The organism is Rhizobium sp. CAU 1783, assembly GCF_054551725.1.
In genome coordinates, this window is the sequence record NZ_JBTOLM010000002.1 from 934,763 (window position 1) to 957,088 (window position 22,326).

At 65.3% G+C, this 22,326-nt stretch carries 23 protein-coding genes; 6 read left to right on the forward strand and 17 right to left on the reverse strand.

Features of this window, described 5'->3' with window-relative positions:
• Positions 1–36: 36 nt before the first annotated feature.
• The 4 genes from dxs to ACX93L_RS11260 form a co-directional block, all read right to left on the reverse strand.
• Complete coding sequence (dxs, locus tag ACX93L_RS11245) at positions 37–1,956, reverse strand: 1-deoxy-D-xylulose-5-phosphate synthase (RefSeq protein ID WP_459404912.1); 1,920 nt, start codon at positions 1,954–1,956, stop codon at positions 37–39.
• Between the two features lie 91 nt (positions 1,957–2,047).
• Complete coding sequence (locus tag ACX93L_RS11250; protein WP_459404913.1) at positions 2,048–2,974, reverse strand: pirin family protein; 927 nt, start codon at positions 2,972–2,974, stop codon at positions 2,048–2,050.
• A 109-nt stretch (positions 2,975–3,083) separates the two neighbouring features.
• Entirely contained in the window at positions 3,084–3,338 is a 255-nt protein-coding gene (locus tag ACX93L_RS11255; protein ID WP_459404914.1) for an exodeoxyribonuclease VII small subunit, read from the reverse strand.
• Between the two features lie 2 nt (positions 3,339–3,340).
• Positions 3,341–4,276, reverse strand: coding sequence for a histone deacetylase family protein (locus ACX93L_RS11260; RefSeq protein ID WP_459404915.1), 936 nt, complete (start codon positions 4,274–4,276; stop codon positions 3,341–3,343).
• Between the two features lie 241 nt (positions 4,277–4,517).
• On the opposite strand from ACX93L_RS11260, the gene ACX93L_RS11265 reads away from it, so the two are divergent.
• Entirely contained in the window at positions 4,518–4,919 is a 402-nt protein-coding gene (locus ACX93L_RS11265; protein WP_459404916.1) for an acyl-CoA thioesterase, read from the forward strand.
• 100 nt (positions 4,920–5,019) lie between these two features.
• On the opposite strand, the gene ACX93L_RS11270 is transcribed toward ACX93L_RS11265, so the two are convergent.
• From ACX93L_RS11270 to pqqA, 6 genes are all read right to left on the reverse strand, one after another.
• Positions 5,020–6,321 carry a PQQ-dependent sugar dehydrogenase gene (locus tag ACX93L_RS11270; protein ID WP_459404917.1) on the reverse strand — a complete coding sequence of 434 codons (1,302 nt, stop codon included), beginning with the start codon at positions 6,319–6,321 and terminating at the stop codon, positions 5,020–5,022.
• Positions 6,322–6,496: 175 nt separating this feature from the next.
• Entirely contained in the window at positions 6,497–7,612 is a 1,116-nt protein-coding gene (gene pqqE, locus ACX93L_RS11275; protein WP_459404918.1) for a pyrroloquinoline quinone biosynthesis protein PqqE, read from the reverse strand.
• On the reverse strand, positions 7,609–7,947 hold the full coding sequence (gene pqqD, locus ACX93L_RS11280; RefSeq protein ID WP_459405370.1) for a pyrroloquinoline quinone biosynthesis peptide chaperone PqqD: 339 nt from the start codon (positions 7,945–7,947) through the stop codon (positions 7,609–7,611). Before pqqD ends, pqqE begins: the two co-directional genes overlap by 4 nt.
• 11 nt (positions 7,948–7,958) lie before the next feature.
• Positions 7,959–8,759 carry a pyrroloquinoline-quinone synthase PqqC gene (pqqC, locus tag ACX93L_RS11285; protein WP_459404919.1) on the reverse strand — a complete coding sequence of 267 codons (801 nt, stop codon included), beginning with the start codon at positions 8,757–8,759 and terminating at the stop codon, positions 7,959–7,961.
• Positions 8,722–9,636, reverse strand: a complete 915-nt coding sequence (gene pqqB, locus ACX93L_RS11290; protein ID WP_459404920.1) for a pyrroloquinoline quinone biosynthesis protein PqqB — start codon at positions 9,634–9,636, stop codon at positions 8,722–8,724. The genes pqqC and pqqB overlap by 38 nt, the downstream gene beginning before the upstream one ends.
• A gap of 25 nt (positions 9,637–9,661) precedes the next feature.
• Complete coding sequence (pqqA, locus tag ACX93L_RS11295) at positions 9,662–9,757, reverse strand: pyrroloquinoline quinone precursor peptide PqqA (protein ID WP_099056987.1); 96 nt, start codon at positions 9,755–9,757, stop codon at positions 9,662–9,664.
• Between the two features lie 310 nt (positions 9,758–10,067).
• On the opposite strand from pqqA, the gene ACX93L_RS11300 reads away from it, so the two are divergent.
• Complete coding sequence (locus ACX93L_RS11300) at positions 10,068–10,511, forward strand: hypothetical protein (protein WP_459404921.1); 444 nt, start codon at positions 10,068–10,070, stop codon at positions 10,509–10,511.
• 31 nt (positions 10,512–10,542) lie between these two features.
• On the opposite strand, the gene ACX93L_RS11305 is transcribed toward ACX93L_RS11300, so the two are convergent.
• The 3 genes from ACX93L_RS11305 to ACX93L_RS11315 form a co-directional block, all read right to left on the reverse strand.
• Positions 10,543–11,106, reverse strand: coding sequence for a biotin transporter BioY (locus tag ACX93L_RS11305; protein ID WP_459404922.1), 564 nt, complete (start codon positions 11,104–11,106; stop codon positions 10,543–10,545).
• A gap of 80 nt (positions 11,107–11,186) precedes the next feature.
• Positions 11,187–11,789 carry an energy-coupling factor transporter transmembrane component T family protein gene (locus tag ACX93L_RS11310; RefSeq protein ID WP_459404923.1) on the reverse strand — a complete coding sequence of 201 codons (603 nt, stop codon included), beginning with the start codon at positions 11,787–11,789 and terminating at the stop codon, positions 11,187–11,189.
• Positions 11,786–12,466, reverse strand: coding sequence for an energy-coupling factor ABC transporter ATP-binding protein (locus tag ACX93L_RS11315; protein WP_459404924.1), 681 nt, complete (start codon positions 12,464–12,466; stop codon positions 11,786–11,788). The genes ACX93L_RS11310 and ACX93L_RS11315 overlap by 4 nt, the downstream gene beginning before the upstream one ends.
• 232 nt (positions 12,467–12,698) lie before the next feature.
• On the opposite strand from ACX93L_RS11315, the gene ACX93L_RS11320 reads away from it, so the two are divergent.
• Both ACX93L_RS11320 and ACX93L_RS11325 read left to right on the forward strand, forming a co-directional pair.
• Positions 12,699–13,886 (forward strand): winged helix-turn-helix domain-containing protein, encoded by a 1,188-nt coding sequence (locus tag ACX93L_RS11320; RefSeq protein ID WP_459404925.1) that lies wholly within the window; start codon positions 12,699–12,701, stop codon positions 13,884–13,886.
• A gap of 8 nt (positions 13,887–13,894) precedes the next feature.
• Positions 13,895–14,323: a GNAT family N-acetyltransferase gene (locus ACX93L_RS11325; protein WP_459404926.1), complete on the forward strand. Its 429-nt coding sequence runs from the start codon at positions 13,895–13,897 to the stop codon at positions 14,321–14,323.
• A 29-nt stretch (positions 14,324–14,352) separates the two neighbouring features.
• Here the strand turns inward: ACX93L_RS11325 and ACX93L_RS11330 are convergent, their stop codons facing one another.
• Complete coding sequence (locus tag ACX93L_RS11330; protein WP_459404927.1) at positions 14,353–15,303, reverse strand: hypothetical protein; 951 nt, start codon at positions 15,301–15,303, stop codon at positions 14,353–14,355.
• Positions 15,304–15,573: 270 nt separating this feature from the next.
• On the opposite strand from ACX93L_RS11330, the gene ACX93L_RS11335 reads away from it, so the two are divergent.
• Positions 15,574–16,920, forward strand: a complete 1,347-nt coding sequence (locus ACX93L_RS11335) for a hypothetical protein (protein WP_459404928.1) — start codon at positions 15,574–15,576, stop codon at positions 16,918–16,920.
• A gap of 193 nt (positions 16,921–17,113) precedes the next feature.
• Here ACX93L_RS11335 and ACX93L_RS11340 read toward each other — a convergent pair whose 3' ends face one another.
• Complete coding sequence (locus tag ACX93L_RS11340) at positions 17,114–18,466, reverse strand: aminotransferase-like domain-containing protein (RefSeq protein ID WP_459405371.1); 1,353 nt, start codon at positions 18,464–18,466, stop codon at positions 17,114–17,116.
• A 596-nt stretch (positions 18,467–19,062) separates the two neighbouring features.
• On the opposite strand from ACX93L_RS11340, the gene ACX93L_RS11345 reads away from it, so the two are divergent.
• Complete coding sequence (locus ACX93L_RS11345) at positions 19,063–19,926, forward strand: DMT family transporter (RefSeq protein WP_459404929.1); 864 nt, start codon at positions 19,063–19,065, stop codon at positions 19,924–19,926.
• Between the two features lie 91 nt (positions 19,927–20,017).
• On the opposite strand, the gene ribB is transcribed toward ACX93L_RS11345, so the two are convergent.
• On the reverse strand, positions 20,018–21,118 hold the full coding sequence (gene ribB, locus ACX93L_RS11350) for a 3,4-dihydroxy-2-butanone-4-phosphate synthase (protein WP_459404930.1): 1,101 nt from the start codon (positions 21,116–21,118) through the stop codon (positions 20,018–20,020).
• A 9-nt stretch (positions 21,119–21,127) separates the two neighbouring features.
• Positions 21,128–22,222: a chorismate synthase gene (gene aroC, locus ACX93L_RS11355; protein ID WP_459404931.1), complete on the reverse strand. Its 1,095-nt coding sequence runs from the start codon at positions 22,220–22,222 to the stop codon at positions 21,128–21,130.
• Between the last annotated feature and the right edge of the window lie 104 nt (positions 22,223–22,326).

A 22,326-nucleotide genomic window follows, 5' to 3' on the forward strand; every position in this document is an offset into this window, starting at 1 on the left:
CAATCGGCTTCTCGCACGGGCCGGTTTCGTCTTGCCTTATCCCGCAGCGTTGACGCCGAAGCCGGCCTGACCGAGAGCCTTGAAGACGGTCTGCGTGATGCCGTGGCAGTCGAGACCCGCCTTGGCATACATCACCTCGGGTTTTGCCTGGTCCATCCAAATATCCGGCAAGGCAATCGAGCGGAACTTCAATCCGTGGTCGAGAAGGCCCTCGCTGGCGAGGAATTGCACGACCTGGCTGCCGAAGCCACCGACGGCGCCTTCCTCGACGGTGACGAGCACCGCATGGTGGCGCGCCAGCTGGCGGATCAGGTCATGGTCGAGCGGCTTGGCGAAGCGGGCATCGACGACGGTGGTGGAAAGGCCGGCCGCATCGAGGTCTTCGGCCGCCAGCAGACAGTCGGCCAGCCGGGTGCCGAAGGAGAGGAGGGCGACCTTGCCGCCCTGCTTCATCACGCGGCCCTTGCCGATCTCGAGGATCTCGCCGCGCTCGGGCAACTGGACACCGACGCCCTCGCCGCGCGGATAGCGGAAGGAAATCGGGCCGGCGTCATAAGCGGCAGCCGTTCGCACCATGTGCTTGAGTTCGGCCTCGTCGGCGGCCGCCATGACGACGAAGCCGGGAAGCGAGGCAAGGAAACCGGTGTCGAACGATCCGGCATGGGTCGGGCCGTCGGCGCCGACGAAACCGGCGCGGTCGATCGGAAAGCGCACAGGCAGCCCCTGGATCGCCACGTCGTGGACGACCTGGTCGTAGCCGCGCTGCAGGAAGGTCGAATAGAGCGCGCAGAACGGCTTGAAGCCTTCCGCGGCCAGGCCCGCAGCAAAGGTCACGGCATGCTGCTCCGCGATGCCGACGTCGAAGGTGCGTTTCGGGAACACCTCCTGAAGCTTGTCCAGCCCGGTGCCGGACGGCATGGCGGCCGTGATGCCGACGATCTTCTCGTCGTGGGTCGCTTCCTGGACCAGGGCTTCGCCGAAGACGGAGGTGTAGGACGGCGCATTCGGTTTCGCTTTGGCCTGGGCGCCGGTGATGACGTCGAACTTGTTGACGCCGTGATACTTGTCGGCGGCGGCTTCCGCAGGGGCGTAGCCCTTGCCCTTCTGGGTGACGACATGGATGAGCACCGGACCCTGACCGTTGTCGCGCACATTGCGCAAGACCGGCAGAAGATGGTCGAAGGAATGCCCGTCGATCGGGCCGATATGGTAGAAGCCCATCTCCTCGAACATGGTGCCGCCGGTGACATAGCCGCGCGCGTGTTCGACGGCCCGCGTGATCGCCCGGTCCACCGTCTTGCCGAGATAGGCCGTCAGCTTCTTGCCAAAGTCGCGGAAGCCCATATAGGTGCGGCCGGAGGCCAGCCGTGCGAGATAGGCGCTCATCGCACCCGTCGGCGGCGCGATGGACATGTCGTTGTCGTTGAGGATGACGATGAGACGCGCATCGAGCGCGCCGGCATTGTTGAGCGCCTCATAGGCCATGCCGGCCGACATTGCCCCGTCGCCGATGACGGCGATCACCTTGCGGTCGGAGCCGGAAAGATCGGCGGCCACCGCCATGCCGAGGCCGGCGGAGATCGAGGTGGACGAATGAGCGGCGCCGAAGGGATCGTATTCGCTCTCGGCACGCTTGGTGAAGCCGGACAGACCGTCTTCCTGGCGGAGCGTCCGGATGCGGTCGCGCCGACCCGTCAGGATCTTGTGCGGATAGCACTGGTGGCCGACGTCGAAGATCAGCCGGTCGTTCGGTGTGTCGAATACCTTGTGGATGGCAATCGTCAGTTCCACCACACCGAGGCCCGCGCCGAGATGGCCGCCCGTCTTCGATACCGCATCGATCATCTCGTCGCGCAGTTCGCGCGCGAGCTGCGGCAGGTCGCGGTCGTCGATGGCCTTCAGGTCGGCTGGCAGCTTCACCTTGTCCAGCAGCGGGGTTTCGGGAAGGGATGTCACGGGGCAGTCGCCTCTTCTATTCGTCTTGGGTGCGCGATAGCATCCCACGACGATCGGGGCAAATATTCGGCACCGGGAAACTATATAGACGTCATCGGCCTTCCGGCAAAGGCACGAATTCCTCCTCGTCACCGGGCACGATGTCGAAACGGCCGGTTCTCCACTCTTCCTTGGCCTGTTCGATGCGCTCCTTCGATGAGGAGACGAAGTTCCACCAGATGTAGCGCTTCGAATTCAATGCCGCGCCGCCGAACAACATCAGGTGGCAACCCGCCGCGCCGGCCGAGAGCGTGATCTGATCGCCGGGACGGAAGACCAGCAGCTGGTCGGCGGCGAACCGGTCTCCGGCGATCTCCACCTCGCCGGAAAGGATGTAGACCGCGCGTTCCTCGTGCTCGGCATCGAAGGGAAAGCTGCCGCCGGGCGCGAGCGTCAGGTCGACGTAGAGCGTGTCGGAATAGGTTTTGACCGGTGATGTCAGCCCGCCGAGGCTGCCGATCACCACGCGGCCGCTTGCCCCGCTGGCGTCGAAAGTCGGCATCAGGCTCTTTGCCGTGTGGGCAAAGGCGGGATCGATCTCTTCCCTGTCGTCCGGCAGCGCCAGCCAGGTCTGCAGCCCGGAGATCGACAGCGGATGGCCGCGCAGCTTTTCCGGCGTGCGTTCGGAATGCACGATGCCGCGCCCGGCCGTCATCAGGTTGATGTCGCCTGGCTCGATCACCAGTTCCGTGCCGAGGCTGTCGCGATGCTTGATCTCGCCGTCGAACAGATAGGTGACGGTGGAAAGCCCGATATGCGGATGCGGCTTGACGTCGAGCGCCTCGCCGGCCCGAAGCAGGGCCGGGCCCATCCGGTCGAAGAAGATGAACGGCCCGACCAGCCGTCGCTTCGCCGTCGGCAGCGCCCGGCGCACTGCAAAGCCGCCGATATCGCTGGAGCGCGGAATGATCAGGTTCTCGATCGCGTCGCAGGCAAAGGCGTCGCCGGGAAGGGGATCGTTGCCGGGAAAGAAGGACATGGCAGGCGGCCTCCGGTTAATCGCACAGCTTGCAAACTAGGACCGAACCGGTCGTGCTGAAAGCGTCTGTTCGGCGAACGGTCCGTCTATGGGAACGAACCCGACGGCCTTACTGCGGATCCAGCGGCTCGGTGCCTGTGGGCTTTCCGGCCCGGTCGAGGCGGATCTTCTCGATGCGGCTTTCGGCGGCGTTGAGCAGCGTCTCGCAGTGCTTCTTCAGAAGCTCGCCGCGCTCGTAGATGGCGATCGACTCGTCGAGCGCCACGTCGCCGCGTTCCAGTCTGGCCACGATGCTTTCGAGCTCGGCCACCGCCTTCTCGAAGGAATAGCCGGAAATCTCGGCGGAAACGGCGTTTTCGCTCATGTTCAACCCTTCATCAGTCTCAGGATATGCAGGCCCGCCGATTCGGCGAGACCTTCCAGATCATAGCCGCCTTCGAGAAGGCTGACGACCCGGTTGTGGGCAAAACGATCGGCCACTTCCATCAGTCGTCCCGTCGCCCAGTCGAAATCCTCGCCGACCAGGTTGATCTGCGCCAGCGGATCGCGATGGTGGGCGTCGAAGCCGGCGGATATCAGGATCAGGTCGGGCGAGAAATCGTGAAGCGCCGGCAGGACCCGGCTCTTGAACGCCTCGCGGAAATGATCCGAGCCGACATTGGGCGACAGCGGCGCGTTGACGACGTTGTTCTTCACGCCCGTCTCGTCCCTGGCGCCGGTGCCAGGATAGAGCGGCATCTGATGCGTCGAGCAGAACAGCACCGACGGATCGTCCCAGAAAATGTCCTGCGTGCCGTTGCCGTGATGCACGTCCCAGTCGATGATCGCCACCCGCTCGACGCCGAATGTCCGCTGCGCGTGACGTGCGGCGATCGCCACCGTGTTGAACAGGCAGAAGCCCATCGCCTTGGATTTCTCCGCATGGTGGCCCGGCGGGCGTCCGGCGACGAAAGCGTTGGCGATCTCGCCACTCATCACGGCATCGACCGCGGCGGTCGCCCCGCCGATCGCCGTCAGCGCCGCCTTGAGGCTCTGCGGCGAGGCATAGGTGTCGGCCTCGATCTGGTTGATCTCGCCGTCTTCCTCCGGAATTTCGCGCATGACCGCGAAGAGATGTTCCTCGGGATGGGCGAGCGTCACCGCATCCTCGTTGGCGATCTGCGCCTCGACGCGCTCGAGGGCGGAAAAGTTCGGGTGCTCCAGCGCGATGTTGAGCGAACGCAGCCGGTCGGCCCGCTCGGGGTGGCCGGCGGGTGTATTGTGTTCGAGAAAGACGGCATTCTCGTAGAGACGTGTGGTCATCGCGCGTTTCCTCGAAGGCTCCGGTTGGCCAGGATGGCCCGGCGTCCGGAATGTCCCGGCAAACATAGTGCGCGCTGCCGTCATGATCCACCGGCACCGTAAAATCTTGCCGTCCGGCCTGTGGACAGCCTCTTTGTTGCGTTTTTCCCCGCACCACCGGCGGTTTTTGGGGCCAAGTCTTGTGGTCTGCCGGGAAATGTCCTTGAATATCCGTAGCAAAGGCCAATCGGGAAGGGAGCGCATGGACGATCTGGAACGCGTCGAGGTGACGGAGATCCTCGTTCCTTATCGCGACATCGACATGACGGGCCGGCTGCACAACGCGGCCCATCTCGCCTATGCCGAGACCGCGCTTTCCCATTTCTGGCGCTATCGTCCGCCGCTGGAGGACGAGCCGCATTTCCAGGCGACGAAGATCGAGATCCGTCTTCACGCGCCCTTGCGTCTCGATGATCGTGTGCGCCTGACGGTCACGGTGGACAAGATCGGCGGCAAGTCGATCGGGTTCAATGTGCGGATGCTGTGCGAAGGCATCCTCGCCGCCGAGATCGAGATCATCTGGGTCGCCATCGATCCCGCAAGCGGTGAGCCGATAGGTCTTCCGGAAGATACGCGCGACTGGCTCTACGGCTATCTGAAATAGAACGAACGAGCGGCGGGAAGTGGTCCGAGACGCGCCCGGCCGGTTCAACAGGGTGTAGGGTTACCGTCGCCGGTCACCCTACACTCTTGAAAGTATCCGATCAGGCCGTTGCGCCGGTCACCCGCCAGATGACGTCGCCGACATCATCCGCCACCAGCAGCGAGCCGTCCGGTCCTATGGTCACCCCGACCGGGCGACCATAGGAGTGCTTTTCGTCCGGGGCCAGGAAGTCGGTCAGGATGTCGCGCGGCGGACCCGACGGGCGGCCGTCCTCGAAGGGCACGAAGATCACCTTGTAGCCGGCGAGGTTCGATCGGTTCCACGAGCCGTGCTGGCCGATCACCATGCCGTCCGGGAAGCCGGGCAGCGTACCCGCCGGCAGCCAGCACAGGCCGAGCGAGGCCGTATGGCCGCCCAGCGCATAGTCGGGGCGGATGGCGCTCGCGACCTTGGCCGGATCCTGCGGCACGCGGTCGTCGACCGTCTTGCCCCAGTAGCAGAACGGCCAGCCGTAAAAGCCGCCGTCCTTGACAGAGGTCAGGTAGTCGGGCGGGGTCTCGTCGCCGAGGCCGTCGCGTTCGTTGACGACGGTGAAGAGATCGCCGGTCGTCGGCTCGAAGGCGAGCCCCACCGGGTTGCGCAGGCCGCCGGCGAAGATCCGGTTCTCGCCGGTCTCGAGATTGATCTCATAGATGCAGGCGCGGCCTTCCTCGACCTCGAAACCGTGTTCGGCAATGTTGCTGAGTGAGCCGACGCCGACATAGAGTTTCTTGCCGTCGCGGCTCGGCAGGATACTGCGGGTCCAGTGGCCGGCCGGCTTGTAATCGGCGATCTTGCGGCCCTCGGCCCGGATCTGCGTCGCGCCGTCGGTATAGGGATAGGCGACGACCCCGTCGGTATTGCCGACATAGAAGGTACCGTCGAGCATCGCCATGCCGAACGGATGATTGAGGCCTTCCATGAAGGTATGGCGGATCTCGGCGACACCGTCACCATCCGCGTCGCGCAGGAGTGTGATGCGGTTCGGGCTGTCGCCGATCGCCGCCGCCCGCTTCATCGTCGAATACATCGCATAGTCGAACGGCGTCCTGATCCGCCCGCCGTCGACGCCGAGAGCTTCCGCGGTCAGCACGTCGCCGTTCGGCAGCACATGGATCCAGCGCGGATGCTTGAGGCCTCTCGCGAAGGCGTTGACCTTGAGGCCGGGCGCGGCGGTCGGGGCATGGTCCCCGGCCCAGCCCTTGGCCGTCGGCATCTTCAACGTCGGAATGCGCTGGGCCTTCGCCTCCGGAATGATGGGCGCGCCGCCGAGCGCCGGCTTTTCCGGGCTCTTGCCCCAGCGCCGCATCAGGATCATCGCGGCGCCGATCATGGCGACAAGGCGAGCGAAAAGGGCCGTCATGTCAGTCTCCTCCAGTGTTTCGCCGGCACCATAGCCAAAAGTGCCGCGGGCGAAAACTGACGATCGCCAAAATCAACGCAGTTCGTCGATTAGTTCCGGATGCCGGTCGAGCAGCCGCATCAGCTGGCAGGTTGCGAGACACCGCGCTTGATCGGGGAGCACCGGACGAGGCCGATCAACGTCCGCGATAGACGAAGGGGCCGGGTTCGGCCTCTCCGTCCGCTTCGGCCGCGGCCGCAAGGCCGGCATGGAGCGGAGAGCGGATACAGACCGGGTCGGTGGCCGTCGCGTCTCCGGCCAGCGCCATCGCCTGGCAGCGGCAGCCGCCGAAGTCGACATGCTTGCGCTCGCAGCTGCGGCACGGCTCCGCCATCCAGTCGTCGCCGCGAAAGGCGTTGAAAGCCTGGCCGTTCAGCCAGATCTCCGACAAGTCCGTCTCGCGGACAGTGTCGAAGGAGAGCCCCGGAATGGTCTCTGCCGCATGGCAGGGGAGCACGCGGCCTTCCGGATTGACGTTGAGCCCGGTGCGGCCCCATCCGCCCATGCAGGCCTTGGGATAACGCGAATGGTGGTCGGCGGGCACGTAGTCGATCACCAGCGTGCCGGCAAGCCGCGCCCGTGCCTCGGCGACGAAGGCATTGGTCGCCTCGACCTGCGCCCGGGTCGGCATGAGGCTTGCCCGGTTGCGCTCGGCCCAGCCGTGGAACTGCACGGTGGCGATCTCGATCCGCCGCGCGCCGAGTTCGATGGCGAGCGCTACCATGTCCTCGATCTCGTCCATGTTCTGCTTGTGGCAGACCGCGTTGACGGTGAGCGGAATGCCGGCCGTGCGCGTCCAGCCGGCAACGGCGATCTTGCGGGCGTAACCGCCGGCATATCCGCCGACCAGATCGGCCTTTTCCGGCGTCACCCCCTGGATCGACAGTTGCAGATGGTCGAGGCCTGCCTCGGCCAGCTCTCCGATCCGGGCCTCGGTCAGCCCGACGCCGGAGGTGATGAGATTGGTGTAGAGCCCGAAGCCGGCCGCCGCCCGCGTCAGTGCGACGAGGTCGCGGCGCGAGGCCGGTTCGCCGCCGGAAAGATGCAGGTGCAGCACGCCGAGCTCCGCTGCCTGCCGGAAGACCTCGATCCATTCCTCCGTCGAAAGCTCCTGCGATGCGCGGGAGAGCTCGAGCGGATTGGAGCAGTAAGGACAGGCCAGCGGACAGCGATGGGTGAGCTCTGCGAGGAGTGCGATCGGCGGCGGCGGACGTTGCGCCGCGAAGCGGGCAGGCGAAGGGTGCTCGTTCATCGGACGATCTCCAGCAGCCGCCGGTCGGAGAATTCCCGGATGAAGGCGATCACGTCGGCCAGCACCTGGTCCTGCGGCGCCTCGAAGCGGCGGGCGAAATCCGCGGCGATCGTGTCGAGGTCCCTAGCGCCGTCCAGCGCCTTGACGATCGCGACCGCGATCTCGTCCAGCGCCAGCGCCCGCTCGGGCGCCAGCAGAACCGTCTGTCCGCGCACGGGGTCTTCGCGAAGCCGGACGCCGCGTGCAAGGCGTGCGACCGTCGCGCCGGTGACCACAAGTCCGCTGCCGCTGGCTGCAGCCGCGCCGCCAGCGCCTTCCGTGCTCGCCCCGGCCATGCCTTCGCCGCTCATTCCGCCGCCCTCCGCAAGGGGTTCTCGTCGATCGCGCCGGTCACGCCCTCGCGCCCGTCCCAGCCGCCCGGCGGAACGCGCCCCGGCGCCACATAGGCCGAGTGCAGCGTGTCGAGCTGCGACCACAGCACGTCCGTCTTCAAGGTGAGCGCCGCCGCCGCCGCATCCTGCTTTTCCAGCGTGTCGGCCTTGTCGAGCACATAGGCGAGACCGAAGCGCACGTCCTGCGGTGCCTCGTTCAGCCGCTGGCGGAAGTAGGAGAGCGCGCGATCGTCGGCAAAGGCATAGTGTTTCAGCAGTCCGGCGATGCGGTTCTCGTGGATCGCCGGGGCGAAAAGCTCCGTCAGAGAGGAGGCCACGGCCTCGAGCAGCGATTTTTCACGCACGAAATGTACGTAGGCGTCCACCGCGAAGCGCGTGCCGGGCAGCACGCCGCGCGCCGAAGCGACGAAATCCGGATCGAGCCCGACTGCTTCGGCCAGCTTCAGCCAGCGGCGAATGCCGCCGCCGTCGGAAAGTCCGCCGTCATGGTCCTCGATCCGGCTGCGCCAGATGCGCCGCAATTGCGGATCCTCGCAGCGCGACAGGAAGGCGGCATCCTTCATCGGGATCCGGCTCTGGTAGTAGTAGCGGTTGATCACCCAGGCCCGAACCTGGATCATCGAGCAGCCGCCGCCGTGCAGCATCTGGTGGAACGGGTGTTTGTCGTGATAGCGCGAAGCGCCGATCGCCCTGAGGCGGGCCTCGAAGGTGTCTCTGTCAGGCAAGGGCTGCAAGGCTGACCTCCATTCCGTCATGGCCGACTTCGAACCCCTGCGCCTCGACCTGATCGCGCTCCGGCCCGGCCTGCCAGATCGGGTTGGTGTTGTTGATGTGGACATAGACCTTGCGGCCGACCGACAGGCCTGAAAGTGCCGCGAGGCTACCCTCCGCGCCGGCGATCGGCATGTGGCCCATGCGTCGTCCGGTCTTGTGGCCGACCCCGGCGCGCACCATCTCGTCGTCTTCGAACACCGTGCCGTCGAAGAACAGGAGATCGGCGCCCTCGATTCTCGCCGCCAGCGTATCCGGCAGTGAGCCGCAGCCGGGAATGTAAAAGGCCCGCCGCCCGTCGATCATGAGTTCGACGCCGACGGTCTCATCCGTCTCCTGGCCAAGCTTCGCGCCTGTGCCCTCCATATAGAGCGGCACCTTGCCCGGCACGGCAAAAAGCCGGATCTCGAGCCCCGGCAACGGCGAAAAGGCTACATCGAGCGCAACCGTTTCCCGTTGCACGTAAGCCGGGTCGAGCACCTGGAAGACCGGGTTCTGCCCGATGGTGTCCATCAGTGCCTCGGTTGCGAAGAGCGAAAACCTCTGGCTTTCCCGGAGCGTCAGAAGGCCGGTGATGTGGTCGACATCGCCATTGGTCACCACGACACCCCTGATCGGACTGTCGCGCAAGGCCCGGGGATGCAGGCAGGCGGAGCGCTCGATCTGGGCGCGGATGTCGGGCGAAGCATTGAGCACGACCCAGTTCTCGCCGTCCGGGCTCACCGCCAACGAGGATTGAGTCTGCGGCCTGACGCCCGAGGACGGATCTCGCGCCGCGCGACAGTTGACACAGCCGCAGTTCCACTGGGGCAGCCCGCCGCCGGCCGCGGCGCCGAGCACGAGGAAACGCGCGGTCGTCATCGCCTCGTGCCCTGCCGAGGTCTACTCAGAACAGCACGGGCTCGTCGCCGTCCGCCGGTGCGTAACGGTTGATCTCCATGCCGCAGCTCACTTCGATGAATTTTGGCGCAGTCCATTTCATGGCACTTCCTCCCGAAGTTGATGGGTTGCCTGATGTCCGCTGCCACGGGCAGACGCCGCTTTCCGTTGAGGCGGAAGGGTCACGGCCGGACATTCCTCCAAGCCCGTTGATCTTAGGGGCGCGCAATTGGGCCGGGCAATACAGCGAAACGTCTCGGTTTTCGGCACGCCGACCCGTCGCAGGGCCTTAGCCTCGAAGCCTGTTCGCAGGAAGGACGCGTGAGGCTATGATGCGGGTTGCGTCCCATGGCAGGTACGGAGCCTGTCCGTTGGCGCGAAGGGGTGGGGCGGTCGGAAGGCTGGAGGGCAAGATGGGCATGAGGGTGGTGAAAACGCTTCTGGTCGCGCTCGCGGCGCTGGTCGCGGGTTATCTCAGCGCGCTAGGGATCGGCCTGGTCGCCTTCGAGGTCTTCGACGTGTCCCAGCGCGAGGGTGCGGCCGCCATGGGGCTCGCCTTTGTCATCAGCCCGGCCGTCGGCTTTCTCTCCGCGCTGATCGCGGCCGTGTGGTACTGGCTGAGGTCCGGCCGGCGTGATCCCGGCATTCGGGCGCCCCGCGGTTCGGGCTGGTTTGCCGCGCGGGTGGTAGCCGCCGCGGTCGTCGGCTGGCTCTGCGGGCTCTTGCTGCAATGGCTGCTGGCGGGGCAATCCTACGACACCTTCGCCGTGGCGCTCGCGGTGTCCCAGGCGCCTCTACTTCTGGCGCTTGGGCTGGCCGCCGCAACAGGCTGGCTGCTGCGGCGACGGAATTCCTGACACGTCCGGTCGTGCCGGTTTGCGTCACGCCTCAGGCGCGCTGGGGCAGGAGCGGATAGCCGACCATCACGGCACGGCCGGCGAGTGCGGCCACGGCGGCCTTGATGAGGTCGCCCGGGATGAAGGCCATCGAGCCGAGAAAGGCCTTCTCGAGACCCAGGCCGGCGCCGAAGGCGAGATAGCCGATGCCGAAGACATAGAGCACCACGACGCCGCCGATCGCGGCGGCCGCGAAGAAGCCGAGCGTCTGGGCGATCGCGGAAAGGCCCGGCCGGGCGAATTTTTCCGCGATCGTGCCGGCGGCATAGGCGGCCGGCACCCAGCCGATCAGGAAGCCGACGGTCGGGCCGGCAAAGACGGCAAGGCCGCCGCGCCCGCCGGAAAGCACCGGAAGGCCGATGGCGACCAGCAGGATGACGAGAACAGCGGCAAGCGCGCCGCGCTTGGCGCCGAGAACGACGCCGGCCAGCATCACGCCGAGCGACTGGGCCGTGATCGGCACCGGAACGAAGCCGAGCGTGATCGGCGGGATGAAGCCGAGCGCCACGATGATGGCGGCGAACAGCGAGATGAGTACGAGGTCACGGGTCTGCATGTGGTCTCCCTCCGGCACGGCGCATGGCGGTCCTGTCACCGGCTATATGCGCAAAGTCAAAAATTCCCCCAACGGCAAGCTCACTGCCCGCGAATGCCCCGGGCGTCAATGGCTTGGGCGATATTATCCGCATCCCTGAGGGTGGCGATGATCAGCGGTCCGAGGATCGTCGAAATCCTCGGGCGAAGGCCGCGCGCCCGGTGCGCCTCGCGGATCGCCTCGTATCGCGTCAGGATCTCCGGGACGAAGCGTACCACGAGCCCGACCGCAAGGCCGATGTCGGAAGCCTTCGCAAGCCCCGCCCGCTCGAGCGGCGCGGCAAGGCGGGTGATCGTCTCGATGAAGGCGGAAACAGTGGTCGTCGCAGTGACGGCGGCTCCCGCCATCATCAGCGCCGAAAGCCGGAGCGTCGTCACCATCGCCTCCTCGGCGCTGGTGAGCACGAGGTGAAACACCCCGACGATCAGGATGGTGAGGATCACCGGCCTGAGCGGCGAAAGGGCCACCCGGAACGGCTGGCCGAGGCCGAAATAGAGCGCGGCCGCCGCGCCGAGGGCGACGAGAAGGATCAACGGCTCGCGGGTCAGGAAGATCAGCACGGCGAAGACGCCGAGACCGCCGATTTTCACCGCCGGCCTTGTCCGGTGCATCGGGCTGTCGCCGCTGACATGAAGACTTCTCACGGCAGCGCGATCTCCCGGTAGCGGGTGATTGCCTCCGGCGCGCTGCCGTCGAACGCGACGCGCCCCTCGTGGAAGACCAGCACGCGCTCGAAGCCGGCGACGAGGTCGAGGTCGTGGCTGATGACGATCGCCTGCTGGTCGAGCCCGTCAATCGCCGCCTTCACCATCGCGCGGTTCTTCAGGTCCAACTGGTTGGTCGGCTCGTCGAAGATGACGAGGTCCGGCGCTGTGACGATGACGGCGGCCAGTGCCGCGAGCTGCAGCTCGCCGCCGGAAAGCTCGTGCGGCCGCCGGTCGGCGAGACGGGCAATCCCGAAGCGGGCAAGCACGCGATCGACGGCCTCGGTCAGTGCAGCACCTTTAAGGCCCCTGCTTTTCGGCCCGAAGGCGATGTCGTCGCGGATGACCGGCAGGATGATCTGGTTCGCCGGGTTCTGGAAGATGAAGCCGGCCTTGCCGAGCACGGCCTTCTCGTCCTTCACGGTATCGAGCCCGCCGAGCGCGACCGCCCCGGCCGACGGCTTGACGAGGCCGTTGATCAGCCGCGCGAAGGTCGTCTTGCCGGACCCGTTGAGCCCGATCACCCCGATGCGCCGTTCGACAAGTGTCAGCGACAGCGGCTCGAGCGCGACCTTGTCGCCATAGCGCACCTCTGCCCGGTCGAATGTGATCCGCAATGCCTGTCCCCGTCCTTGGTCTGGGCCCTCTATAGACCGGAGGAGGGCCAAGGGGAATGGGCCAGGGGGAATGGGCCAAGGTAAGGAGCAAAGCGCCGACGGGTGAGGGGCGGTGAGGGGCAGCCGCCAAACGATGGCGGCCGTTCCACTCCACGACCTCCCGAGAAATCAGAAACCGGAAACCCCACACCTCCCATTGAACATATCATGAACATTCGCTAGCCTCTCTCCCATGGCGATTCATCTGGACAACGCGCAGGCGCGAAAAATCTTTCTCGAACGGCAGGGGCTTTCCCGGCCGCCGAATGTCGCGTTGGGCAAGGACGGGCTCTACCAGCTCATCCACGACCTCGGCTTCGTCCAGGTCGACAGCATCGCGACCGTCGAGCGCGCCCATCACCAGATCCTCTTTTCGCGCAACCAGACCTATCGCCCGGAACAGCTGAGCCGGCTTCTCGAAAAGGACCGCAGCCTGTTCGAGCACTGGACCCATGACGCCTCGGTCATTCCCTCCGCCTTCTTTCCCTACTGGAAGCACCGCTTTCGTCGGCGCGAGGAGAAGATCCTCGAAAATTGGCGCAAATGGCAGGGCGAGGGTTTCGACCGGGCCTTCGAGGAAACCTATGAGAAGATCCGCGCCGGCGGGCCGATCATGGCCCGCGAGGTCAAGGCCGAGGACCACAAGTCCGGCGGCTGGTGGAACTGGCATCCGTCCAAGACCGCGCTCGAATATCTCTGGCACACCGGCAAGCTGGCGATTTCAGCCCGCGACAATTTCCAGAAGGTCTACGACCTTGCCGAACGGGTGATCCCGGCCGATCATTTTGCCGCCGAAGTCGACCACGATGCCTTCGTCGACTGGGCTTGCCGCAGCGCGCTTGCGCGGCTCGGCTTTGCCACCCATGGCGAGATCGCCGCCTTCTTCGATCTGGTGACGCCGCAGGAGGCGAAGGCCTGGGTCGATGCGCACCGCGACGAGCTGGAGGAAGTCACCCTTGGCACGGTCGACGGCAAGCCGCGCGCCTCCTTTGCCTTTGCGGAAAACCTGGCGGCCCTTCTCGACGCGCCGGAGCCGCCGGCCCGCATCAGGACGCTCAGCCCCTTCGATCCGCTGATCCGCGACCGCAACCGCACCGAACGCCTGTTCGGCTTCTTCTACCGGATCGAGATCTTCGTCCCCGAGCCGAAGCGCGAATACGGCTATTACGTCTTCCCGCTCCTGCAATCCGACCGCCTGATCGGCCGCATCGACATGAAGGCGGACCGCAGGACAGGCGTGCTCGACGTGAAGCGGCTCTGGCTGGAAAAGGGCGTCAAACCGTCCGCCGGCCGGCTTGAGAAACTGGAAGCCGAGCTTGCCCGAATCGCCCGCTTTGCCGGGGTCGATCAGGTGGTGCGGCGCGACGGATGGCTGGGCTGAGGAGGCAAATGACAGTGTCGGACAAGGACAACAGCGACTACCGCATCGAGGCCCGCGTGCCCGCCGTCGAGGATTACCTGCGCCTGCGCCGGGTCGCCGGCCTCGGCCTCTTTTCCCGCGAAGCGGCGGAGAAAGGCCTGCCGAACTCGGTCTTCGGCGTCTGCCTGATGTTGGGCGACGCGGTCGTCGGCATGGGCCGGATCATCGGCGACGGCGGCTGCTTCTTCCAGGTGACCGACATCGCCATCGAGCCCGCCCATCAGGGCAGGGGGCTGGCGAAATGGATCATGCAGGCCCTCACCGACTTCATCGAAACCCTGCCGAAATCCGCCTATGTCAGCCTGATCGCCGACGTGCCGGCGAACCGTCTCTATGCCCAGTTCGGTTTCGAGGAGACGGCGCCCCGTTCGGTCGGCATGGCCCGCAAGGTCACCTGACCGGCCAGTTCGCACCCCTTCACGCCGCTTCACGCCATCTGGCGGCCGACCCCGGCGATCGCCTTGTCGCGGATCTCGGCGAATTTTTTAGAGGTTGCGGCGAGCTTGGCGTCCCAGTCGGGATTGGGCGTCTGGCCCTCGATCGTCTTGAAATAGACCTCCATCAGCGCGGCGATGGCAAAGGGTTCGAGCACCGCCGCCTTGAAGGCGAGCGCCGCGATGACCGCGATCGCCACCGCAAAGCCGCTCGCGGCTCCGGGGAAGAGATAGACCACGGTCGCCGCCGGTCCGATCAGCACGAGGAAGATCACCGCCGTCAGAAGCCAGAGGAAGAGCGCGAGCCACACCGCGTTCTTGACCATCCGCCCGCCGTTCTGGGCATAGAGCACCAGCCCCTGCCGGCCGCTTTCCCAAGGGTTCTGGCTGTTGGTCCGGATATTGTAGGCGAGGATGATCTCGTCGACATAGGTGAGCGACAGGCGGATCACCGTGTTGACGAAGCGCACCAGCCCGTCGAGCCCGGGCAGAAGCATGCCGATCCCGCCGACCAGCCCGGTGATCGCCCGGATCACGCCCTTGATCAGCTGGTCGAGCACGAAGAGCACGTTGGCCTCGCCGAAGCGTGCCTGGACCACCGCCTGGCCATGGGCGATCTGGCCTTTGCCGTCGGGCATGACGCTGCGCCCGTCGACAAGCTCGACCATCACGGCGATATGGGCGGCCTTGACCATGTAGAGGATGTATTCACGCACCCAGTAGAGCGCGAAGGAGACGATGCCGAAGCCGATGATCCCGCCCCAGACGGCAAAACTCTCCGGCTCCGCGCTCACCTGCCCGATGCCGTAACCCACCCCGGCCCCGCCGCCGGTTGCAAGCAGATAGGCGAGCGTGATGCCGAAATAGATCGCCATCCGGATGAAGATGAAGGGCGCGGTGCGCAACAGCACGCCCAGGGCCTTGCCGATCGAAAAGTCCCACATGCCACGCTCCCCGCTGCAATCGGTGATTTTGCCGGCAAATGTATGCGGCCCTGAGGCGATTGATCAATGACGGCAGTCACAGGGGCGGGGGATTTTTGGGGGGTGGAGGGGCGTTTTGGGCCGGGAGCGGACTGGCGGGTTGGGTGTTAGTGAACCGGGAAGCAGGCGCAACTGGTGTGGTCGGAGCTAGCCCCTACGTCGTGGCGCTTCGAGATGATATCGTTGTGAAGCCGGATTGCCATCCATCTTAAGATTGTGTCCAATCGAGACATGAACACCGCCATCGCTTCTATCACCTCACGCGAGATCGCCTTTGCGATCTGGCTGGCCGTCTTTCTCGTGGTTGTGCTGATTCAGAAGTCGACGCGAGAAAGTCTCGGCAGCATTCTCCATACTCTCCTCAAACCGAAGTTGCTGATTCCGTTGGCGACCGGTGCTGCCTATGTGGCTGCCGAGATATATCTGCTGGAGCGCCTAGGATGGTGGTCGGTCACCAATCTCAAGACGACAATCGTTTGGCTCTTCACCTTTGCATTCGTCACAATGTTCGAGGCGGCCACGGCCAGTGGCCGCAGAGCCGGACTTGGCAAAGTCACCGCTGAGATCTTGTCAGTTGCGGGCCTCCTCACCTTCATCACTGAACTCCACAGCTTTCCACTTTGGGTGGAGGTGATTGCCCTCCCGTTTGTTACCTTGATCGTGCTCCTAGGCATGATAGCAAATCAAAAGGCCGAATATGCCTCAGTAGCAAAATTGATGACATCCGTCAGTGCGCTTGTCGGTTTTTCGTATATAGGTTTTAGCCTTTGGAAGACGTATCAACTATGGGGCGAGACCGCGACGCTTGCGAATGCTCTTGAGCTTGCAATCCCGATCCTGTTGTCCCTGGGGTTCATTCCATTCCTTTACACATGGCGAGCATACGTCGCTTATTCGGATGCATTTGCTATGATCTCGGTCTTCGGCATCGACGAAAGCCTTATGCCTTATGCCCGATGGCTGGCCATTTCGCGCATACGGGGTGACCTCGAGCTGCTGGAGCGCTGGCGCAAGTCACTCCAAGCCGCTCGACCAGCGGGCAGGGCGGAACTAAAACACTCATTGGACGCCCTTCTGACCTTGAAGATGCGGGAGGCCGCTCCGCCGGTCGTGCAGCCCAAATACGGTTGGTCGCCTTACTTGGCAATGCAGTTCCTTGCCGATTGCGGCGTGGCCACTGGCTACTACCAACATAGCTCTCACGATGAATGGTTCGCCTCCAGCTCTTTGCTGGAGATCGGGAGCGGGCTGAACCTGCCAAACAATCTGGCTTATTACGTCGAAGGCACCGAGCACGCCGCTACCACTTTGAAGGTCAAGCTGAATGTCAACAATCCTGGCGAAGCGGACGAGGCAGAGGGTCTGTTCATCATATACGCCATGCGTTTGCTTGAGCAAGCCGTAAGCCTGAACGCCGTCGAGCGACTCAAGGTGCGCATCGCGATGCTTGAGACGTTCGAGGCCGAAATCCCCTACGGTTGCATCTCATTGTCACGCGAGGATTTTGTTGGTGGCATTAAGGCCGGCTACGTCAGGCGTTTCGAGGTTAGACGCGGCGCAGTCGAACGCGGTTATTAGGTAAGACGGCAGCGCAAGCTCCATGGATGCTGAGACTTGGCCCAGAAGCACCCGTTCTCTCCAGTGCCGAAGCTAGACACAACTGCGACAGCGTCATGGACGTCGAGCTCGAGCGGGATTGCCAAATCTTAAGCTTGAATCAAGTGAAGCTTTCACGGCGCAAACCCGTCCCACCCACCCACCCCCAAAAAAATCACCCCCGCATGGCCCTCTCGACCGCCGCAAATACCTTCGCATCCCCCGACTGCGCCACGTTGAACCGTAAAAACCGTGTCGCCGTCTGCGAGACGCTGAAGGCGTTGCCGGGGGCGAGGACGACGTTGTCGGAAAGCGCGCGCCTCGCGATGTCGGCGGCGTCGAGGCCGTCGGGCAGGCTGTACCAGAGGAACATGCCGCCGCGCGGTTCGGTCCACGGGGTGAGCCCGAGCGTGCGAAGCCTGCGACCGACGTCGCTTCGGGCGCGCGACAGGCGGTCGCGCAGCGCGCCGATATGCTTGCGATAGGTTCCGTCTTTCAGAATAGAATGGACGAGTTCGGCGGAAACCGGATTGCCGCCAAAACTCGTGGCGATCTTGAGGTCGATCAGCCCCTCGATCCAGTCGGGGCGGGCGGCGATGAAGCCGGTGCGTGCCGCCGCCGTCAGTGTCTTCGAAAAGCTGCCGATATGGATCACCCGCTCCAGCCCGTCGAAGGCCGAAAGCCGGGGAGCGGGTTCGTGCTCGAAATCGGCAAAGATGTCGTCCTCGACGATGGTCAGCCCGGCCTGCTCGGCAAGCTTCAGCAGCCGGTGCGCGATCACCGGCGAAAGCGTCGCCCCCGTCGGGTTGTGAAGCGCCGAATTGGTGATGTAGAGGCGCGGCCGGTGTTCGGTGAGCGCCGCCGCAAAGTGCTCCATGTCCGGCCCCGTTGGGGTATAGGGCACCCCGACGACCTTGACCCGATGGGCGCGGAGCAGCGCGAGGAAGTTGAAATAGCAGGGGTCATCGACCAGCACCGTGTCGCCCGGTTCGAGGAGGAAGCGGCAAAGCAGGTCGATCGCCTGGGTTCCCGATTCCGTCAGCATGATCTGCTCGGGCGCAGCCGGGATGCCGCGCTCGGCCATGCGCCGTGACAACAGGTGGCGCAGCGCCGGCAGGCCGAGCGGCGTGCCGTAGTCGGCAAGGGTTTCGTCGGTCCCGCTGCGCGACAGCGCCCGGAGCGATCGGCGGATGTCGGCTTGCGGCATCCAGTCGGCCGGCAGCCAGCCGCAGCCGGGTTTCAGCACTTCCGCGCCGGCGGTCAGCGATTGCCGCGACACCCAGAAGGGGTCGATCGCCCGGTCGAGCCTGGGGCCGATTTCGGTCAGCACCAGCGGCGCGACGGGGCCGGCGACATAGAAGCCGGAACCGGGGCGCGACTGGATCAGCCCCTCGGCCGCGAGCCGGTCATAGGCCTCGACGACCGTCGAGTTGGAAACGCCCATCGCCTTCGCAAAGCCGCGGATCGAAGGGAGTTTCGCCCCTGGCGAAAGCGACCGCCCGGCCACCCGCCGGCGGATCGCCGCCATCACGGCGCCGACCCGCGTCCCGCTTTCCGGCCCGGCATCCGCCTCGTCCCCGGTTTGCGATCCGGTCCGTTCCCATCCGCCGTTCGGTGCAATCTCCGTCATCCGTACTGCTCTCCGCGCCCTTACAGTTTGGCCGAACTGTAATGCACTGTGCCTGACAAATCCATCCGCCATCGGCTAGGGAAGTGTGAGTGGCATCGGGCGGAGGCGCGCATTCGTGATTCTGGGGAACCCTTTGACATGGGGATCGGTAGGCAAGGGGATCACGGCCGATGCCGATGCGAAGGCATTCATGAGGCCTCACCCAATCCCCCGGGCACCCTTTGGTCTGCCGGGCACCCCCCTCTGGCCTGCCGGCCATCTCCCCCTCAAGGGGGGAGATTGTATCGACGACACCGCCCGTTCCCTCTCGAACACCGCGGTTTCGGACCGGTGGACTGAGGCGGCTGCGGCTGGCCGATCTCCCCCCGTGAGGGGGAGATGCCCGGCAGGGCAGAGGGGGGTGACCCGCAGACGCAAACGCGCGGTGCGGACTGCCAGCATACATCGGTTTCCACGGCAGCGCTCCGTGACTGCAACGACAGAAGGACGACGAAATGGACAAGACGACGACGGGCTGGATCAACGGTTTTCTCGGGGTGCTGATCTTCAGCGGATCGTTGCCGGCGACGCGGGCGGCGGTTGCCGATTTCGATCCGGTCTTCCTGACGGTGGCGCGCGCCGCGATCGCCGGCGTCCTGGGGCTCGCCCTGCTTCTGCTGTTTCGCGAAAAATGGCCGAAGCGCAGCGACCTCCTCTCGCTGCTGGTCGTGGCGCTCGGCGTCGTGGTCGGTTTTCCGCTGCTGACGGCGCTGGCGCTGAAACACGTGACCTCGGCCCACTCGATCGTCTTTGTCGGGCTGCTGCCGCTCGCCACCGCCAGTTTCGCGGTCCTGCGCGGCGGCGAGCGCCCGCGCCCGGCCTTCTGGCTGTTTTCCGGGCTCGGCAGCCTGCTGGTCGCCGGTTTCGCCCTGCTGCAGGGTCTTGCGGCGGCTCCGCTCGGCGATCTGCTGATGCTCGCCGCGATCATCGTCTGCGGCCTGGGTTATGCCGAGGGTGCGGCCCTGTCACGCCGGCTCGGCGGCTGGCAGGTGATCTGCTGGGCGCTCGCCCTTTCGCTGCCGATCATGCTCGCGCTCGCCTTCGTCACCATGCCCGCTACCTTTGCCGGCACGGGCGAGCCTGCCTGGCTCGGCCTTGCCTATGTCTCGGTCTTCAGCATGCTGGTGGGTTTCATCTTCTGGTATCGCGGCCTGGCGCTCGGCGGCATTGCCGCGGTCGGCCAGCTGCAGCTGCTCCAGCCCTTCTTCGGCCTCGCGCTCGCCGCAACGCTGCTCGGCGAGGCGGTGAGCCTCTCGATGGTCGCGGTGACGGGGGCGGTCATTCTCTGCGTCGCGGGCGCGAAACGCTTCGCCAGATAGATCCGGCGGCACCACGGAAGAGGAGGGGGTAAGCAAACCTGCCCCCGGCGGACCGGGGGCAGGGGGAATTCTTGTCCGGGCAGGCGGTCGGTCAGACGATCTCGGTGCCGCTGATGCGGATGCCGAAACCTTCAAGGCCGACATAGTGGCGCTCGCGCGAGGCGAAGAGGCGGATCGAGGTGACGCCGAGATCCTTGAGGATCTGTGCGCCAAGGCCGATTTCCAGCCATTCGCTTTCGCGCTGCTGGGCCTCGTTGTGCACTTCGCGCTCGTGCTTTCCGGCACGCGCCGTGGTCGACACGCCGACGCCGACGGAGCCTTCGCGCAGATAGACGATGACGCCGCGACCCTTCTCGGCAATCTTCTTCATGATGGTGTCGATCTGGCGGTCCTTGCCGAACACGTCCTGGCCGACATGCTCGAGATGCAGCCTAACCGGAATGTCGACGCCGTCGCGGATATCGCCGAAGACGACGGCCAGGTGCTGCATCGGATCCCAGGGCAGCGAATAGGCATGCGCCTTGGCCGCACCATAGGGCGTTTCGACCGTGAAGCTCGAGGCGAGCTGGATCAGCGTTTCCTTGCGCTGGCGGTAGGCGATGAGATCGGCGACCGAAACCTGCTTGAGATTGTGCTTCTGGGCAAACTCGGTGACCTGCGGGCCGCGCGTCACGGTGCCGTCGTCGTTGACCAGTTCGCAGATCACCCCGACCGGCGGCAGGCCGGCGAGCTTGCAGAGATCGACCGCGGCCTCGGTATGGCCGGAGCGCATCAGAACGCCGCCTTCGCGGGCGACGAGGGGGAAGATGTGGCCGGGGCGCACGAAATCGGCCGGGCCGACATTCGGGTTGGCGAGGTTGCGCACGGTGAGCGTCCGGTCGTCGGCGGAAATGCCGGTCGTCGTGCCGTGCTTGAAGTCGACGGTGACGGTGAAGGCTGTGGTGTGTGCGCTGTCGTTTTCGGCGACCATGGCGTTGAGGTTGAGGCGCTTGGCCTCTTCCTTCGGCATCGGCGCGCAGACGATTCCCGAGGTGTGGCGCACGATGAAGGCCATCTTCTCGGCGGTGCAGTGGACGGCGGCGACGATCAGGTCGCCTTCGTTTTCGCGGTCGTCGTCATCGGTGACGACGACGATCTCGCCGGCCTCGAAGGCGCGGATGGCGTCGACGACGCGGCTCTGGTCATAGCTCATGGAAATGCCTCACTTCAGGCGGCCGGTCTGGCCGCGGTCTCGGAGATAATGATCGGCGATCGTGCAGGCCAGCATCGCCTCGCCGACAGGAACCGCCCGGATTCCGACGCAGGGGTCGTGGCGCCCCTTGGTGCGCACGTCCACCTCGTTCAGGTCGCTGTCGATTGAACGCCGTTCGGTGAGGATCGACGAGGTCGGCTTGATGGCAAAGCGCGCGACGATCGGCTCGCCGGTCGAAATGCCGCCGAGAATGCCGCCGGCATGGTTGGAGAGAAACATCGGCTTGCCGTCCGGGCCGATCCGCATCTCGTCGGCGTTTTCCTCGCCGGTGATTTCGGCGGCGCCAAAACCGTTGCCGATCTCCACGCCCTTGACCGCGTTGATCGACATCAGGCCGCTCGCGATGTCCTGGTCGAGCTTGGCATAGATTGGCGCGCCGAGGCCGGCGGGCACACCCTCGGCCACCACTTCGATGACGGCGCCGACGGAAGAACCTGCCTTGCGGATCTCGTCGAGATAGCTTTCCCACACCGGGACGATCTCTGGATCGGGCGCGAAGAACGGGTTCTCGCTGACCTGCGCCCAGTCCCAGTTGGCGCGGTTGATCTTGTGCTTGCCGATCTGCACCAGCGCACCGCGAATGGTGACGCCGGGGATGACGAGCCGGGCCAGCGCACCGGCGGCAACGCGCGCTGCGGTCTCGCGCGCCGAAGACCGTCCGCCGCCGCGATAGTCGCGAATGCCGTATTTGACGTCATAGGTATAGTCGGCATGGCCGGGGCGGTAGCGCTTGGCGATCTCGCCATAGTCCTTCGAGCGCTGGTCGGTGTTGTCGATCATCAGCGAGATCGGGGTGCCGGTGGAAATCATCGACCCGTCCTCCTGCGGCATCACGCCGGAGAGAACCTTGACGAGGTCGTCCTCGCGGCGCTGCGTCACGAAACGCGACTGGCCGGGCTTGCGCTTGTCGAGGAAGGATTGCAGTTCGTCGAGCGTGAAGCGGATGCCGGGAGGGCAACCGTCGACCACGGCCCCAAGCGCCGGCCCGTGGCTTTCGCCCCAGGTGGTGACGCGGAAAAGGTGACCGAAGGTGTTGTGCGACATGGAGACGGACCGTTTTCGGAGGACGGCTCGCCTGCGAGCCGCCTCGGCTTTTGTTGGGGCTCACTCATAGTGGAAAAGCGCCGGGCGCGACAAGCCTTTCTTGG

Excerpts from the sequence above, each read along its gene's own strand:
- ribB (WP_459404930.1), bottom strand. The coding sequence starts at position 21,118 with ATGAGCTATGACCAGAGCCGCGTCGTCGACGCCATCCGCGCCTTCGAG.
- aroC (WP_459404931.1), bottom strand. The coding sequence starts at position 22,222 with ATGTCGCACAACACCTTCGGTCACCTTTTCCGCGTCACCACCTGGGGC.
- pqqC (WP_459404919.1), bottom strand. The coding sequence starts at position 8,759 with ATGACGGAATGGAGGTCAGCCTTGCAGCCCTTGCCTGACAGAGACACC.
- ACX93L_RS11265 (WP_459404916.1), top strand. The coding sequence starts at position 4,518 with ATGGACGATCTGGAACGCGTCGAGGTGACGGAGATCCTCGTTCCTTAT.
- pqqA (WP_099056987.1), bottom strand. The coding sequence starts at position 9,757 with ATGAAATGGACTGCGCCAAAATTCATCGAAGTGAGCTGCGGCATGGAG.
- ACX93L_RS11300 (WP_459404921.1), top strand. The coding sequence starts at position 10,068 with ATGGGCATGAGGGTGGTGAAAACGCTTCTGGTCGCGCTCGCGGCGCTG.
- ACX93L_RS11250 (WP_459404913.1), bottom strand. The coding sequence starts at position 2,974 with ATGTCCTTCTTTCCCGGCAACGATCCCCTTCCCGGCGACGCCTTTGCC.
- pqqB (WP_459404920.1), bottom strand. The coding sequence starts at position 9,636 with ATGACGACCGCGCGTTTCCTCGTGCTCGGCGCCGCGGCCGGCGGCGGG.
- ACX93L_RS11260 (WP_459404915.1), bottom strand. The coding sequence starts at position 4,276 with ATGACCACACGTCTCTACGAGAATGCCGTCTTTCTCGAACACAATACA.
- ACX93L_RS11270 (WP_459404917.1), bottom strand. The coding sequence starts at position 6,321 with ATGACGGCCCTTTTCGCTCGCCTTGTCGCCATGATCGGCGCCGCGATG.
- ACX93L_RS11305 (WP_459404922.1), bottom strand. The coding sequence starts at position 11,106 with ATGCAGACCCGTGACCTCGTACTCATCTCGCTGTTCGCCGCCATCATC.
- ACX93L_RS11325 (WP_459404926.1), top strand. The coding sequence starts at position 13,895 with ATGACAGTGTCGGACAAGGACAACAGCGACTACCGCATCGAGGCCCGC.
- ACX93L_RS11340 (WP_459405371.1), bottom strand. The coding sequence starts at position 18,466 with ATGGCGGCGATCCGCCGGCGGGTGGCCGGGCGGTCGCTTTCGCCAGGG.
- ACX93L_RS11335 (WP_459404928.1), top strand. The coding sequence starts at position 15,574 with ATGAACACCGCCATCGCTTCTATCACCTCACGCGAGATCGCCTTTGCG.
- ACX93L_RS11345 (WP_459404929.1), top strand. The coding sequence starts at position 19,063 with ATGGACAAGACGACGACGGGCTGGATCAACGGTTTTCTCGGGGTGCTG.
- pqqD (WP_459405370.1), bottom strand. The coding sequence starts at position 7,947 with ATGGCCGGGGCGAGCACGGAAGGCGCTGGCGGCGCGGCTGCAGCCAGC.
- pqqE (WP_459404918.1), bottom strand. The coding sequence starts at position 7,612 with ATGAACGAGCACCCTTCGCCTGCCCGCTTCGCGGCGCAACGTCCGCCG.
- ACX93L_RS11255 (WP_459404914.1), bottom strand. The coding sequence starts at position 3,338 with ATGAGCGAAAACGCCGTTTCCGCCGAGATTTCCGGCTATTCCTTCGAG.
- ACX93L_RS11330 (WP_459404927.1), bottom strand. The coding sequence starts at position 15,303 with ATGTGGGACTTTTCGATCGGCAAGGCCCTGGGCGTGCTGTTGCGCACC.
- ACX93L_RS11320 (WP_459404925.1), top strand. The coding sequence starts at position 12,699 with ATGGCGATTCATCTGGACAACGCGCAGGCGCGAAAAATCTTTCTCGAA.